At 40.9% G+C, this 15,377-nt stretch carries 12 protein-coding genes; 3 read left to right on the top strand and 9 right to left on the bottom strand.

All coding sequences use genetic code 11. The annotated features are described in order from the left end of the window. Nucleotides 1-302 precede the first annotated feature (302 nt). Nucleotides 303-1,139 carry a 4-hydroxy-tetrahydrodipicolinate reductase gene (gene dapB, locus V7K76_RS10750; protein WP_334776668.1) on the top strand — a complete coding sequence of 279 codons (837 nt, stop codon included), beginning with the start codon at nt 303-305 and terminating at the stop codon, nt 1,137-1,139. A gap of 17 nt (nt 1,140-1,156) precedes the next feature. Further along, entirely contained in the window at nt 1,157-1,843 is a 687-nt protein-coding gene (locus V7K76_RS10745) for a phosphate ABC transporter permease (protein ID WP_334776666.1), read from the top strand. Between the two features lie 100 nt (nt 1,844-1,943). On the opposite strand, the gene V7K76_RS10740 is transcribed toward V7K76_RS10745, so the two are convergent. The 6 genes from V7K76_RS10740 to V7K76_RS10715 all read right to left on the bottom strand — a co-directional run bounded on the left by V7K76_RS10740 (nt 1,944) and on the right by V7K76_RS10715 (nt 6,806). Beyond that, entirely contained in the window at nt 1,944-3,356 is a 1,413-nt protein-coding gene (locus V7K76_RS10740; RefSeq protein ID WP_334776665.1) for a right-handed parallel beta-helix repeat-containing protein, read from the bottom strand. A 100-nt stretch (nt 3,357-3,456) separates the two neighbouring features. After that, on the bottom strand, nt 3,457-4,086 hold the full coding sequence (locus V7K76_RS10735) for a precorrin-8X methylmutase (protein ID WP_334776664.1): 630 nt from the start codon (nt 4,084-4,086) through the stop codon (nt 3,457-3,459). A 132-nt stretch (nt 4,087-4,218) separates the two neighbouring features. Beyond that, entirely contained in the window at nt 4,219-5,028 is an 810-nt protein-coding gene (locus tag V7K76_RS10730) for a TPM domain-containing protein (RefSeq protein WP_334776663.1), read from the bottom strand. Between the two features lie 187 nt (nt 5,029-5,215). Further along, a complete protein-coding gene (locus tag V7K76_RS10725) occupies nt 5,216-5,755 on the bottom strand; it encodes a DUF948 domain-containing protein (RefSeq protein WP_334776662.1) in 540 nt (179 codons plus the stop codon). An 11-nt stretch (nt 5,756-5,766) separates the two neighbouring features. Then, nucleotides 5,767-6,117: a YtxH domain-containing protein gene (locus V7K76_RS10720; RefSeq protein ID WP_179063835.1), complete on the bottom strand. Its 351-nt coding sequence runs from the start codon at nt 6,115-6,117 to the stop codon at nt 5,767-5,769. Nucleotides 6,118-6,470: 353 nt separating this feature from the next. Further along, nucleotides 6,471-6,806: a hypothetical protein gene (locus tag V7K76_RS10715; protein ID WP_334776661.1), complete on the bottom strand. Its 336-nt coding sequence runs from the start codon at nt 6,804-6,806 to the stop codon at nt 6,471-6,473. Between the two features lie 828 nt (nt 6,807-7,634). Here V7K76_RS10715 and V7K76_RS10710 point away from each other — a divergent pair. Next, entirely contained in the window at nt 7,635-8,627 is a 993-nt protein-coding gene (locus V7K76_RS10710; RefSeq protein WP_334776660.1) for a metal ABC transporter solute-binding protein, Zn/Mn family, read from the top strand. 602 nt (nt 8,628-9,229) lie between these two features. Here the strand turns inward: V7K76_RS10710 and V7K76_RS10705 are convergent. The 3 genes from V7K76_RS10705 to V7K76_RS10695 all read right to left on the bottom strand — a co-directional run bounded on the left by V7K76_RS10705 (nt 9,230) and on the right by V7K76_RS10695 (nt 14,730). After that, complete coding sequence (locus V7K76_RS10705) at nt 9,230-9,727, bottom strand: DUF427 domain-containing protein (protein ID WP_334776698.1); 498 nt, start codon at nt 9,725-9,727, stop codon at nt 9,230-9,232. A 326-nt stretch (nt 9,728-10,053) separates the two neighbouring features. Further along, on the bottom strand, nt 10,054-11,637 hold the full coding sequence (locus tag V7K76_RS10700) for an HlyD family efflux transporter periplasmic adaptor subunit (RefSeq protein ID WP_334776659.1): 1,584 nt from the start codon (nt 11,635-11,637) through the stop codon (nt 10,054-10,056). Between the two features lie 87 nt (nt 11,638-11,724). Beyond that, nucleotides 11,725-14,730: a peptidase domain-containing ABC transporter gene (locus tag V7K76_RS10695; protein WP_334776658.1), complete on the bottom strand. Its 3,006-nt coding sequence runs from the start codon at nt 14,728-14,730 to the stop codon at nt 11,725-11,727. Between the last annotated feature and the right edge of the window lie 647 nt (nt 14,731-15,377).

Here is a 15,377-nt window from a genome sequence, read left to right as displayed (position 1 = left end):
TTGCTAAGTTATGTAAATAAACATAACAACAATATTACAAATGGTCAACTAGACTTGACAAACAAAGGCTGATATATATTATAAGGACTACTTATTAAGGCAGTACGATCGGCAAATGAAACGGTTACTGGGTAAGATAGTGGGATGAAAACGAGAACCGATCTTTTGGGGAGTACAAAAACTAAGGGATTAGCTGCACAATTCAGGGTAGTTGGAATTAAGCCAGAGATTTGAGAAGCTAGCTACTAGATCGCGAAAGTCTTTACAATTCCTTTGTTGACTCAAAAAGTATTTCTCGACTTATGACGAATCAAGCTCCTATCCCAGTTATTGTCAACGGTGCTGCTGGTAAAATGGGCCGTGAGGTAATTAAGGCGGTGGCGCAAGCGCCTGACTTAAACCTAGTGGGTGCAATTGACCACAGTTTGGAACATCAAGATAAAGACGCTGGAGAATTGGCAGGTTTAAGCGAACCCCTGGAAGTGCCAATTACTAATCAATTAGAACCGATGTTGGGGTATGTGGCTGGTGACAGACAATCTCCTCCAGGGGTGATTGTAGACTTTACCCATCCTGACTCAGTTTATGACAATATTCGCAGTGCGATCGCTTACGGTATTCGTCCTGTAGTTGGCACCACTGGCTTAAGCCCAGCACAAATTCAAGACTTGGCAGACTTTGCCGACAAAGCTAGCACTGGTTGCCTAATTATTCCTAATTTTTCCATTGGGATGGTACTGTTGCAACAAGCTGCGATCGCAGCCTCCAAATATTTTGACCATGTAGAAATTATCGAACTGCATCACAACCAAAAAGCTGATGCTCCCAGTGGTACTGCCATTCAAACAGCACAATTATTAGGAGAATTGGGTAAAACTTTTAACCCTGCTCTTGTAGAAGAAACGGAGAAATTACCAGGAGCGAGGGGCAGTATCGCAGATGAAGGGATTAGAATTCATAGCGTGCGCTTGCCAGGATTAATTGCCCACCAAGAAGTTATTTTTGGCGCAGCAGGACAGATTTATACTTTACGACATGATACAAGCGATCGCGCTTGTTATATGCCAGGAGTGCTACTAGCGATTCGCAAAGTCTTAGCGCTAAAGTCGTTAGTATATGGATTAGAAAAGATACTTTAAACACACTCTCAGCACTCATGTTAGTACCACTGACTCGCCAGAAATTTGAACAAGTTGTCCCCCTAATTGCCACTGGTTTGCAGTACAAGTACTACTGGGGGAAATTCTCAAATTTCTTGCAACGGCTGTTAATTTCTGTAGTTGCCATAGTTGTTATTTTGCTTGTAACAGTCGTTTTCAAGCTTGAGTTTGCTTCAATAGTATTTGTGCTAGGGGTAGTTAGCGCTTTTTTTTGGTTGTGGTATCCAGTGTTTCAAGCAAGTATGCGGAATTTGCAATGCCGCCGTTATAAATACGGCGGCTTTTTCCGTGGTCGAGTCCTAGATTGGTGGATTACAGACCAGTTAGTAGGTAAACAAGAAACAGTCAACAACAAAGGCGAATTGGTGATTGTAGAAAATCGGGAAAAACAGATAAATTTAGAGATTGGTGATGACACAGGATTTACCATTGAATTTGTAGCACCATTACGTCCTGCTCACAAAATTATTACTCGTGGTCAAATTGCAGAAATGGTAGTAATGTCAAATCGCTCAGATTTGAGCAGTATTGAAGAATTTAGCGATATATACTTTCCTAATCGTGACCTATGGGTTAGCGATTATCCTTATCTGCGGCGGGATTTCTTTAACGAAATCGGTCGCCGCTTGCGTGAAGACCAACAACAAAAGCCGCGTCGGCGGCGACGTAGAGTAGAAGATTGAATAAATCGCCGTCAAGACAAAAGACTGATTATTGTAGAGACGGCGATTCATCGCGTCTCTTGCCTTAACCGAACAGATTGCTGTACCTCTTGCTTTCTTGCTAACGAGAACATCCAACTTTGATGAGTTTCCCTTGCAAACGATAATTTACCGTCCCACAAACAAAACCTGCCGACTTAGGTTCGGCATAAGACCGCGTTGGCGGATTTTGTTTATCTAGTCGCGATTTCCAATCCCTAGATATTTTATCTAGAGTAGGATATTTTCTTAAAAACTGTGAGTCTGCAACAATATCGTGAGACCCCTTAACACTGATCTTAGAACTATTTATGTATATATTATAATCATAAATAACGTTTGTATTTTTAGTGTTGATATTAATATCCTTCCCAGGAAAAGCATAGAGAATGTTATTTAAAATTCTGACATCAGATGAAGTATGAGCAAATATTTGCCCACCTTTAATTTCTGGACTCTGATTATTTAAAACAGCTGTATTGTTTATAATATCAACATGATCGCTTAAAAATGCATGAATACCCGATCCACCATTATTAAATGCAAGATTATTTTTAACTAAGGTACGTCCTTTATATGCACCTAATTTGGAGTCGTTGTCATTTCTTGTACTATCAATAATAATGCCATTACCGTCTGTAATCTTTCCAACTGCAATCCAAGGGATGTACATACGATTGTTGTAAGTTTTGTTGTTGATAACAAACATCTTGTATCCCTGCTTGTTGTCAAAATTCCAATTACTCAACATCGAAATGCCACTGCAACCATAAACACTGTACCAGGCATTATCGAACACCACATTATTATCTATCGTCACATAGTCAGATTGAATCGCTGAAATACCTGCTCCTCCACACCCATGCACTTTGTTGTTGACAATACGTATATGGTGACTATGACCATTTTTTCGTCCATCCACATTTATGCAGCTTCCACTTGTCAGTGGGTTTAGTTTGTTAGTCTTCTGACTCATCGCATAATCAAGGGTTATGTTGGCATTGTTTCCTACGACCTCCAACCCATTGATCTCAATATAAGAAGCTCCATTTGAAATTAGGATACCATTCCAGGTATTATGCTGAATTTTTGGTAAATGCCCAGGATATGCTTTATACCTAATCCAGGCATTTGCAGTTCCAGAACGTTTAATATTTATTACACTCCCATCTTTGGGTGAATTTGTGTATACTCCGTTCATAATCAAGACTGTATCGCCAGGGTTGGTAAGGTCTGCGGCCCTTTGAATTGTCCTAAAGGCTGATGAAGTAGAGAGTCCGCTATTTTTGTCGTTTCCATTACCACTAACATAGTATGTTTTCGGTGTTGAATTAGTGCTGATTAGCTCGCGACTAGATAAGCTCATTGCCTTGTTAGGAGATACCTGACGGACGGTTTCACCTAAAAATACTTTTATCCTTTCTGCGTTAACCAAAAGAACTAATACTACAGGAATTGCCAAATATGCGCTTAAACTGAAACCTCGAATTCTCATGATAAAAGGCTCCTTTATTAGCACTACTTAATAAAAATATCAGGATATCCAGTAATTTTGAATACTCTTTTGGATACAAAATAGAATATAGTCAACTTTCTTAGCTCCCTCGATTTCCATCTTGTCCATAGGCTTGCCAAGCCAAGTCTACCAATCCATCAACGATCGCAGCTGCTACAACTGCATTACCTTTGCGACTGTCAATTGTAATGTAAGGAACTAGAGAGTCTTGTAAGCGCTCCTTAGCTTCATCAACATTTGCAAATCCCACTGGAGTCGCAATTATTAAAGCAGGTCTAATTTCCTCAGATTCAATTAAATCCACCAGTGCTGTCAATGCCGTTTGCGCTTGACCCACCACAAAAATACCCTCTGGATAACGCTTTGCTAAAGTTTCTATTCCCCATGCGGCGCGAGTTTTTTCTTTTTGGGGACGCGTTAGAGCTTCCATACTGCAATACAGTGGATTAGCAAAGGTGTTTTGAATGTCGTAGGCAATACCTACTTGTACCATCGGCACATCGACCACAATCGTGGTACGTGCGGCTAGTGCTGCTGCTCCAGCTTGCAAGGCACGCTCAGAGAAACGAATCAAAGACTTATACTCAAAGTCAGCCGTGGCATAGATTACCCGACGCACAATCTCATACTCTGCGGGAGAAAAGACATGAACGCCAATTTCACTATCAATGATTGCTAAACTTTGAGCATCAGTTACGTGCCATTCCATTTTTGTTGAGTTTCTCAAATATTAGCTTTCAGCTTATCAGCTTCAGAGAGTTAAGAGTTAGGAGTTAGGAGTTATAAGTTAATTAAAAACTCCTAACTCCTAACTCCTCACTCCTCACTCCTAATTACTCACTCATAACTCATTACTGGAAGAAGACTGACTGAAAATAGGAGATAGGTAGGCAACCAAGACGCCAATGAGAAACCCGGAGATATTGCGAGTTAGAGGTACCCAGTCACTTGTACGTGTCACCACTGGCCCAATGCCAAAGGCAATAAACAAGATTCCCCACAAAGGTGAGAAAATTAAAGCCCATTGCCAAGCAAAAACTTGGCTTTTATCGCGGGGTTGAGCTGCAAATCCACAAATCACCCCACCAATCACTGAGCTAATCAAGGTGAGAATCCACTGCTCTCGTGGCAGTCCGGGGACAACATTGCAACCCCCCTTAAGTAAACAGCCTTTAACTGATTCTAAGGCTTGCAGAATGGCTTGGTCTTCGCCTTGTTCGCGGACAAAGTACAAATTACCGAAGCGGGTTTGCAATTCTATCCAGAAAGTCCGGGGTAAAAGTTCATAAACAGCATCGCCGACACTAAAACTGAGAATGTTACCGCCACGAGAATCGGCAACTAATAGAATGCTTTTGTCATCCAAACCCCAATATTTGATAACTGCCCTACCTGGGGTGCGGTCATATTGGGTCAATACTCGCAGTTTCCAGCCCGTGTCGGCTTCAAACTGCTCTAAATCTTTGACAAGCCTTTCTTCTTGCAGCACAGGCAGAGATTTTGCTAAATCTACAACTGGGGTAAAGGTGTCAGGAAGTAACTCAGGATTGTCATAAGCCAGTGCTGGGGGAGAATGCATGACCCAAATTGACCCAGCCAGAAAAAATATTGCAATGGATATCAGGATTCGTCGCCAAAAACAAGATTGCATGGACGTTTTTATATAAATATCAACGGTAGAGTGAACAAGTTGTTTTAAAAGAGTACTGTAAAAATGATAGTTCTTTACACTTGTTTACTTTACTCTAATCTAGGGGATCAAAGCAAAAGGTTTTTGGTGAGTAGGGAAGATGAAGAGAAATAACCAATGCCCAATGCCCAATGCCCCATGCCCCAATTCAATCTTCGTCATCAAAATTGGTTTCCCAGCTAGTGGCATCGTTATAACCGTCATTAACTCGGTACACCTCTGCTTTGCCCCGACGATTTTCTTGCCTGGTCCCTTCTCGTTCTCGCAACGTTAGGGGTGGTTTTTCATTACTTGGCAAGCGATCGCCTGTTCGCCTTGCAGGTTTTTGGCGCGTGAAATTTCTCCACGCAGCTTTCACGCCAACAACAATAGTACGTGTACCTACTTGCAGATTTTGAGCCTGTTTTCTTGCACTATCAAGACTTTGGTCAACTTGTTTTACAACTTGACTAGCACTTTTTACACCTTCACTGACATCATCAGTTAAGTCAGTGATTTCTAAGCCAGTCACGCGGATAGCTTCTAGAGTGGGTGGTAACTCCCGTGATAGGGTATCAAATAGCTTTTCTGCACTGCGAGCCGCACGTGCTAACTCCTGCAAAGCCGGTATTGCCGCCACTAAAACCGCAGTCAAGCTTGTGGCGACTAAAAGTAAAGAGAGTCCCAACCAAAACAGGGGTTCAATCACGATTGTGTCATTTATGAGCGTTCTAATTGCTGGGGAAGCGAATCTGAGTCTTCAGCAAATGTTTGTCGCTTCAAGACTTGGTTTTCCTGCTGACTGGCATCTACACCTGCTGCGATCGCTTCCCGTAATCTATCTAAAGTCTCATCCCAATTTCGTAGGGCGCTAGCAGAGAGACGATCTGCCTGGATTTGCACACTCGTTGATAAATCTTCTGCCAATTCTGGGATAGCATTAGCAGATTTTTTCAAAATTTTCCGCGTTTCGCGCCCTGTGCGTGGAGCCACGAGCAAACCAGTCAAAGCACCGATGGTAGCTCCCAGCATCAAACCGCCAATAAATACTCCAGAACGGTTATTAGACATATTATTGTTTCTCTCCTTACACCTATTTTAGGTGGGTTTTCTACCCTTGTAAGACTCCACCGATTTTATTCAGTTAATCTATCGTGACAAAATATCAGCCATAAATGTTGCTTTTATTCATTAATTAATATAAAAAGCATTAATTACTTATAATTCCAAATTTTTCATGTCTCCCAAAGTCTTAATACCTCCGGTAAAGCTTCTGGCGGGCGTCTCTTTGTATTAACACATCCCCCGTAGTTCCGTACCCTTCTCCTAATGGAGATGCTGCATCAAGGGCGGTAGCCCCCATACCCTCAGGAAGCAAGCTAGATGATCCCTAATTATAAATGTTCATGTGAACCTGACATAACTCATTTTGCAACTGTTCTTTTCCCAGATATTAACTCTAGCTTCGGAAAATAACGCTGCCAGATTTGCCGTCCTAGCAAAAGTAGACTGATAATTTGCCGCACTTGTTGAATTTGTATTTGTAGTACTTGATTTCTCTGCCGTAAGTGATAAATATTCTGCTGGCTGAGATAAATATTTTCGGGTGCTTTGTTTAGTGCTGCATGGGCACAACTTTCATAGGCGGTTAACCTATCTGCGATGTATGCTAGCTGCTGCTTTAGTTGACATACCCGCCAAGCCACATAGAGTAGTATCACCGAAATCAGGGTGTTAACTAGGATAACTAAAATTATCATTGTTTATCTTCACCAATATTAGCTTTGAAGAATTGTTCTATATACTTGATTTGGCTCTGATTTAATGATGAAGAAACTAGAGGATAAAAATTATGGCACAAAGTACAACCTAGATTATAGTAATAAAGTATTGCAAGGCTTTACTAGGTAAAAATTAGTGTAACAAAGGCTGATGGCAAAAAACTCGCCAATGTGCCAATTTTGTAACAACGATATATCCACACATTGCCAAACCACAGCTACAATTGCCTTAGATTCACGACTCGGTTTGCGAAATCAACCCGTATGCTCAATAAGCCCCATCATGACTACATTTCACACCTTAAGCTAATAATCCTAGTCAATTTGCGACCTTTGTGGTAAACAAGCACAATGGCATAGTCCCTTCAAAAGGCGGTGAGAGAACTACACCCTTGGAGCCTCCCCAGCATCGCCTTTATTATTGTGCTTCTACCTCTACCAGTTTTCCAGCCTGTCGCGTGAAGTTAACTAATATTTTGCCTCTAAAAACCTCACTAGTGGTCTGTCCCATTAATTTTGTGGGGCTGCTAGAACCCCGACTTCTTCAAGAAGTCGGGGTTCTGAACACCACTAACCTCTCAAAACTTTTGGGACAGACTATTAGTGGTTCATCAACCAGAAAGTGCTGGGTGCGGACTGGGAAAAGGAAGATTCTATATAATTCCTCTTCCCTTAGCATTTACCCTTTTCTCAGCCAAAGGCTTCTGCATCTCCCCTTAACTTTAACCTGAAGACTTTTCCCTAGTATTTCACTAAATACTTGAATAATAATGATTATTTTTCTTACACATCCAGTAGGAGTTGAGGATGTCACCAAAATCACCATTGAATAATTTTTTTCCAGCTATTCTTGTTGCATTGACAATTGGATTTGTTGGATGTGGAAATCAAGCTGCAAGAACTGCATTTACTCAGACTACCGCCCAGGTAAATGAGAACCTCCCCCAAGTTGTAGCAACTACAAGTGTATTGTGTGACTTAACCCGACAGGTTGCCGGGAATACAGTTAACCTCACCTGCTTAATTTCTCCTACTGCCAATCCGCAATTTTATAAACCAAAACCGGAAGATCGTAAAGCCATTGAGCGAGCTAATCTTATTCTTTATACTGGTTACAATTTTGAGCCAAATCTGATCAAGTTAATTAAAGCTACTAAAAACTCTGCACCAAAAATAGCTGTCGGTCAACTGGCAGTGCCTAAGCCACAAAAATTTCAGATAGGTGATAAGAGTGTAACTGATCCTCATCTTTGGCACAATGCCAAAAATACTATCAGAATGGTAGAGGTAATTAATAGTAATCTGAGAAAATTAGAATCTAATGATGCAGAGGCTTATAGCAGCAATACTAAAAAAATCACCAATGAACTCACTCAACTAGATAGCTGGATTAAGTCAAGAATTGCCAGTATTCCTACCAAAGAACGCAAGTTAGTTACAACCTCTGATGCACTGAGTTATTACGCCAAAGCATACGGTCTTTCATTGGCAGGAGGATTACAAGGTATTAGTACTAACGAAAAACTGACCGCCGAACGAGTCAAAAATTTGGCTACGAACATTAAACGGGCTAAAGTATCAACAATTTTTGCTGAGGTAGAAATTAATCCTAATTTGATTCAATCTGTAGCCACAGAAGCCGACGTGAAAATTTCTAAAAGGAAGCTTTATGCTGAGGGACTTGGCGAACCAGGAAGCGACGGTGACACCTATCAGAGAATGATGATTGCCAATACACGCACAATTGTGGAAGGACTTGGAGGGACGTATTTGATGTTTGAAGCGAAACCTTCTAGATAGCTATAACATCAATTTAGTAATCCTAAATATAGCAGTCCTAAATCATTCGTGAACAATAAGATCCCCGACTTATTTGAGAAGTCGGGGATCTGAGTCTCTCGATTTTCACAACTCATTTAGGATCGCTATATAGCGGTTCCCATTCAGATGAAGTACAACATTATATCGCAAGGTGTAGGGGCAATTCATGAATCATTTGTGTCAACTTAAGCTGGAAATAGCTTATCTGTTGGCTTCCATGCCCGCCAGGGAATAAATAAATGAGTAATGGGTATTACTCATTACTCATTACTCATTATTTATTACTTATTACTTATTACTTATTACTTCAAAAATAAATTCCCGGGCTTTTAGCTTAAGTCTACTGAAGTAGACTGGAGATTTTTGGCGATATTTAGTCATCTTCAGATGACTTTAGCCATGAGACGGGAATTTCAATTTCCGGCGGACAAGCGGTTTCGCCTTAAGTTGACACCAATGTTCATGAATTGGCAATATTTTCAACTTCAACCAGCAAATCAATAATGGGTTTCGCTTAGATATCATACATCGCTTTACTTACTATTGAATCCAAAATCTAAAATCTAAAATCTAAAATTGACTCACCATCCCCAAGTACCAGGAGTGCCTTTAAATGGCCCAACAATATCACTGGTTATCCAACCACCGTAGAAGTTACCTGGTTGTGGTTGCACCTCTTCGCCATTCACGTAACATTTATCCATGATATGAGCGTAAAAAGCTACATAGTCCTTGATAGATTCAAAGGCTGGTGTGGGATTTTGGTAAAACCAACCAGCATTATGGACTTCTTTTTCACCAACTCGGATTGTATAGTAACCAGCACTTCCCTTCCACTCACAAAAACTAGATTGCGGTGTCAGATGTAGATATTCCATTTTGATATCCGCAGGAGGAATGTAGTAAGAAGGAGGATGACTAGTTTCTAAAACACGTTTGGCATTGTGGGTATCTGCAATTATTACTCCGTTAAAGATTATTTGGATGTGTTTATTTGTGTCCTCGAGACGAGGAGGACGAGGGTAATCCCAAACTGATTCTTGTCCGGGAGCAGGTTCGATGCGTTGAGAATTAACCATCATTAAGAGTGCTGTTAGCGGGGTGTTCAGCCCGTGCTGAGTATTGAGCGAGGAAAAGTACTTAGTATTTATGTACTAAGTGAAGGAGCAATTCTCCTTGTGGAGTCACTGCGGTCTTTTAACTCAACCCTTTATCGTAAATTAAAGGGTTTAAGAACCTGCAATCTACATGTAGCACCCATTTCAGTCGGGGTTTGTCTTGAGAAATCGCTCCTCTTGGGCTTTGCCCAAGACCGCGTTTCTCGCTAAATCCCTGTCTGAAATGTCTTTAATTTTGAATTTTGTTAGCGCAGCGTTAGCGAGTCCGCGAGCGTCATTTTGAATTGTTAACGTACCTCTTTAAGAGCATCGACTTGCTTGGTAAATAACTCAGTGAATAAACTAAGCACAGTCCGTTCTTCGCGCACTTTTATATTGGCACTGATGGACATACCTGATTGCAAGGTGACGTTTTTACCCTTAATTACTAAAGATTGCTTATTTAATGAGACTTTTGCCGGAAATCTGTAAAACTGATGGGTTTGGTCTGGCGGTAATGCATCTGAACCTATGCCAATCACTTCTCCTTTGATATCGCCAAACTCGCTGTAAGGAAAGGAGTCAATTCTGACATCTACCTTCATACCTTTTCGCACAAACCCAATATCTTTGTTAGTGATGAAAACTTCAGCTATATAGCTTTCATTGGGGACAATTTGCAATAGTTTAGTAGTCGGAGTTGCTACAAATCCAGGATTTTTTGCTTGTAAATCGAAAACTGTCCCAGCTACAGGCGCGCGGAGTTCTTGATATTTAACGTTTAATTGTGATTGAGATATTTTACTATTGACATCTGCCAAACGCTGCTCATTATCTAGCAAAACTTTCATGAATTGGCTATCGATTGTGGCAATACGCTGTTTGTTTTCGGCTATCTTGTCCAAAATGTTTTTATCAGAAACAGCAACCGTATTGCTTGCTTCTTGTTGTCCTTTTTCTATATCAAACTGGAGGCGTTTTAGTTCTTCACCTAGTTGCGCTACTTCCGCCGTGCGGTTTTGTACTTCTTGTTGCTGGTTGAGATACTGAAGTTGAGAAATGCCACCTTCTTCTGCTAATATCTTCAGCTTCTCTAAAATTCCCTGTTGAATAGCTAAACTTGCTTTACTATCTTCTAGTTTAATTTGGTTTTGAGTAAGTTGCTTTCTGGTTTTTTCTACTTCAAATAGCGCCGCAGAAGAACGAGAGTCTAATTCTTTTTTGGCAACTCGTAGAAGTTGTTGTTCATCAATTCCCAATCCAGAATCTTGGCCAGAGTTTTTTAATTGAGTCCGAAATAATTCATTTTCTGCTACTAAGGCAGCTCGACTTTTTAATAGAAAAGCAGTTTCTTGTGGCAAATTACCGCGCAGATATAACAATTCCGATCCTGTGGCGGTACTCGCACCCATCAATCGGCGATAAATCTGGTTTTCTTTAATTAATGCAAGGCGAATTTTCTTCAAAGAATTCAATTCGGCTACAGAAGCGATAGAATCAAAAGTTAGTAATAAATCTCCTGGCTTAACTTCTTGTCCATCTTTAACATTAACTGTTTTCACCACGCCACTAACAGGAGCCTGAACTTCTTTGACTGTTCCTTGCGGCTTTAATTGCCCTGTTGCTGGCACTACTTGCTCAATTTTTGCAAAATAAGTCCAAGCAATTCCAAAACAGGCTAGTCCCATGAGTGTAACCATGATTGTACGCGACCAAATTGGAGATTGGCGCAAGACAATAGATTGCTCAAATTCCTGATTGTTTGAGTTATTTAAAGATTCTTGAGTAGCTTTCTGTTGTTTTGTAAGTAGGCTTGAATCTTGCTTCACTCCGTTTTTTTGATTGCCGTTTTTCTGATTGCCGTTGAGGTGATTGCCATTAAGTTGAGTCATAACGATTTGGGATTTTAGATTTTGGATTTTTTGTAGGGTGGGCAATGTTTCCCGATGCCAAAAACCTTTGCCCCCAGGAATGACTAATTACAAGTTTACATCTTGTTGCTGATACAGGTAATAATAATGGCCTTTAGTAGCCATTAATTCCTGATGGCTGCCTTGCTCTATAACCCTGCTATTATCCATCACAACAATCATGTCTGCATTACTCACAGTGTTCAAACGGTGGGTAATAAAAAATACTGTATCACCTTTGAATGCTTTGGCTAAGTTGAGACAGATTTGCCGTTCTGTGGGATAATCTAATGCACTGGTTGCTTCGTCTAAAACTAATAGTTTTGGTCTTTGTAAAACTGAACGAGCGATCGCAATTCTTTGTCTTTGTCCACCTGAAAGTGCAGAACCGCGCTCTCCCACCCGCGTGTTATAACCGTTGGTTAAGTTCATGATAAACTCGTGAGCGCACGCAACCTGAGCCGCTTCGATAATTTCTTCAGTTGTGGCATCGGGATTGGTTAGGGCAATATTTTCCTGAACGCTGCCGTCAAACAATAATGTCTCTTGAGGAACTACGCCTATTTGTCGTCGCAGTGAATAAAGTTCCACTTTGGCAATATCATAACCATCAATCAATATTCTGCCGGACTCAGTATCGTAAAGTCTCAGCAGTAACTTCATCATCGTACTTTTACCAGACCCACTTTGTCCGACAATACCGATAAATTTCCCTGGCTCAAATTCGAGGTTGACATTAGAAAGTTGTAGAGGGCCACTTGTACCAAAACGGAAGGAAACATTTTCGTATTTCACTGCTCCCTTAATAGTAGGTAAGGGTATATTGTAGCGGTCTGTTTCTCCTTCTTGTGGTGTATCGACAATATCGCTTAAACGTTCTAGAGACAAGGCAGTTTCTTGGAAGCTTTGCCAAAGTTGAGCCAAGCGCAAGATTGGGCTGGTGACATAACCCGATATAATCCTAAAGGCGATTAATTCACCTAAAGTTAATTCGCCTTTGAGTACTAAATAAGCTCCTACCCACAAGACTAGTAAGCTGCTGAGTTTGTTGAGAAAGTTGCTGGTAGAATTGGCAAGGGTAGAAGTCACAACTGTTTTAAAACCAGCAGCGACAAATCGGGCATAACGCTCTTGCCAGGAAAAGCGCGATCGCAATTCGATATTTTGCGCTTTTACTGTTTGAATGCCTGACATCACCTCCACTAAATAAGATTGAGTTTCGGCGTTGCGTTCGGCTTTGGCACGTAACTGTCTGCTAATGGTAGGAGAAGCAACTAAGGTGATCACAATAAACACGGGAATTGTGCTTAAGCCCACCAATGTGAGTTGCCAACTGTAAATCAGCATTACACCAATATAGACCACTGAAAACAGAGCGTCTAACCCTACTGTTAAGGCAGTACCCGTGAGGAATTGGCGGATATTTTCTAATTCGTTGATGCGAGTGGAAAGTTCACCCACCGGTCGGCGTTCAAAGTAGCGCAACGGTAGACGTAGTAAATGGTCAATAATTTCTGACCCTAAACCCATATCAATCCGATTAGTGGTATCGACAAATAGGTAGGTTCTTAAAGTAGTCAATACTGCTTCAAATAGCCCGACTACTAATAGTAAAACCCCCAAAATATGTAGTGTACCAATACTATTTTGAGTTATAACTTTGTCAATAATTAACTGAACGACTAGAGGATTTGCCAACGCTGCCAACTGTACGAAAAAGGAAGCGATAAAGACTTCTATCAGGACTCGACGGTGTTTTGACAAATAGGGTATAAACCACCGTAAACTAAAACGTTCTTGGGGTGTTTCTTTGGTAGCACTGAGTAGCAATACCCTAACTTGGGGCGGAAAGTTGGTTGGATCAACCTCTAATTGTTCAACCAATTGAGCGGGTTTGCAGCGCACAATTCCTTGAGACGGCACACCTACAACTACGGTATTGGCATCAGCTGCATATAAAACGGCAAAACTATCACCATAGCGAATCAGCGCAGGTGTCGGAATGCGCGCTATAGAAGCGACTGGTAGCTCTATTAACTGGGCTTTCAGTCCAATGGACTCTGCCAGGTAAGCAGTAACTTGAAACGATATAGTCCCCTGGCGTTTGACTTGCTCAGTTAAGATGCGGCGAACCACCTCTCGCCGAAACGGCATTTCTAGGTGCTTCGCGATCATTTGGAAGCAGGCGAAGGCTGAATTTAGTTCTCCTTTACCGCCAAAAAATGGGTATTTTTGTTTTGGCGAATTCTTGGAATTTTGGGGGGCTGTTTGTGGAACTATTTCGTCTGATGCGTAGGGGATATCTAATTTCTCTGCGCTATCTGATGTGGTGTTACTAACCACAAGTTCTATCTGATGACTATTATCTTCTAAGAGCAAATCTGAAGGATGTATACCAACCAAGCGCGCCGGATTTTGACCTATGACTTGGATATTATCTCGATCGTCGTCTGATTCTAGGCGATCGCCAGGTGACAAATCTGTGATTGTACCACCGCCACTGACAAACCAGATGCTTTCGCTATCCAGTTGATTGAATGGAGTTTTTCCTGAAGAGAGATAATGTATTTTCGCTTTTGGTAGGGCTTTTTCTGCCAATTCTCTGAGATTTAAGGTAGCGATCGCTTGCTTTTGCCAATAGGAACCGATAATATCGAAAACTTCTGCCAAATAACTGCGGTTCTTACGAGCTTCGGCAAAGGCTGGGTATGAAGCCAGAAAGCTAAAATATGCTGATGCACTCAAGGTTAAACATACTACTTCGGTGGAAGCGATCGCGATTTCACAGGGGACATCGCGCAACAAACCAATTTCGCCAATAATTTCTCCCGGTTGCAGTAATTTGAGGGTGATTGGCATTTGCGTTTGGGGGTCGTATCCCAATAGCCGCACTTGTCCCTCATAAATGATAGTGATGCGTTCTGGGAGACTTTCTTTACCGATGATTTTCTGACCTATGCGATAGCGCCAGGCTTGTAGTTGTTCTGATAAATTAGCGATCGCTCCATCTGGTAATCGATCAAACCCCTCTAGGGTGGTGAGAAATTCGGGAAAAGTACTCTTAATATAAGTCATATCAAACAAATCAAAGGGAAAAGTGAAGAATAAGGCTGAGAATATTACCCAGTATCTCTTTTATTAACAGTGGCAGTATTGGATTTTATGCCACCAACAGTAAGACTTATGTGGCATTTAGGTTGCCTAATTTTGTCAAATCACAGAGGTTATTTTTGTCTAATTTCATACCTGCGTTCACTTAACAGGGTTTCTACTTCTATCTATTGTTCAAAACCAAAGATAGTCTAAATAGATCGAGGATAAGTTATCACTTGGTTAACGCCACATAATTTATACAAGTTTAAAATCAATATTTAGTATTGCAAGTATGCAGGACGCATACTCATCATCAAAGCAATATACAGAAATGCGGCTGTTAAATTTAGGGTCGCCTATTTTTAATTTATGATAATCAACCTGAAAATATCACAGATATTTTCCTAAGTAAATACCCTAGTTAAGAATTATGTAATAAAAAAACTTTGAATTTCTGAATGATGTTTTACATATTCCTGAATACAGGGATTGACAGTATAATTGATGGCGAAAGACAATGAATCAATTCAAAATTCAAAATTCAAAATTCAAAATTAAAGACAGCCACGCCACTTGCGGGTGGGGTTTCAACAACCCTTGGGAAACAATGATTCTTTCTCTTGCGAACG

This window comes from Nostoc sp., assembly GCF_036917975.1.
Classification (GTDB): domain Bacteria; phylum Cyanobacteriota; class Cyanobacteriia; order Cyanobacteriales; family Nostocaceae; genus Nostoc.
The sequence above is the reverse complement of the archived record's forward strand: the minus strand, read 5'-3'. Positions and strand labels throughout refer to the sequence as shown.

What these genes read in the sequence shown, in the direction of transcription:
- dapB (WP_334776668.1), top strand. Translation starts at nt 303, where the DNA reads ATGACGAATCAAGCTCCTATCCCAGTTATTGTCAACGGTGCTGCTGGT.
- V7K76_RS10745 (WP_334776666.1), top strand. Translation starts at nt 1,157, where the DNA reads ATGTTAGTACCACTGACTCGCCAGAAATTTGAACAAGTTGTCCCCCTA.
- V7K76_RS10740 (WP_334776665.1), bottom strand. Translation starts at nt 3,356, where the DNA reads ATGAGAATTCGAGGTTTCAGTTTAAGCGCATATTTGGCAATTCCTGTA.
- V7K76_RS10735 (WP_334776664.1), bottom strand. Translation starts at nt 4,086, where the DNA reads ATGGAATGGCACGTAACTGATGCTCAAAGTTTAGCAATCATTGATAGT.
- V7K76_RS10730 (WP_334776663.1), bottom strand. Translation starts at nt 5,028, where the DNA reads ATGCAATCTTGTTTTTGGCGACGAATCCTGATATCCATTGCAATATTT.
- V7K76_RS10720 (WP_179063835.1), bottom strand. Translation starts at nt 6,117, where the DNA reads ATGTCTAATAACCGTTCTGGAGTATTTATTGGCGGTTTGATGCTGGGA.
- V7K76_RS10715 (WP_334776661.1), bottom strand. Translation starts at nt 6,806, where the DNA reads ATGATAATTTTAGTTATCCTAGTTAACACCCTGATTTCGGTGATACTA.
- V7K76_RS10710 (WP_334776660.1), top strand. Translation starts at nt 7,635, where the DNA reads ATGTCACCAAAATCACCATTGAATAATTTTTTTCCAGCTATTCTTGTT.
- V7K76_RS10705 (WP_334776698.1), bottom strand. Translation starts at nt 9,727, where the DNA reads ATGGTTAATTCTCAACGCATCGAACCTGCTCCCGGACAAGAATCAGTT.
- V7K76_RS10700 (WP_334776659.1), bottom strand. Translation starts at nt 11,637, where the DNA reads ATGACTCAACTTAATGGCAATCACCTCAACGGCAATCAGAAAAACGGC.
- V7K76_RS10695 (WP_334776658.1), bottom strand. Translation starts at nt 14,730, where the DNA reads ATGACTTATATTAAGAGTACTTTTCCCGAATTTCTCACCACCCTAGAG.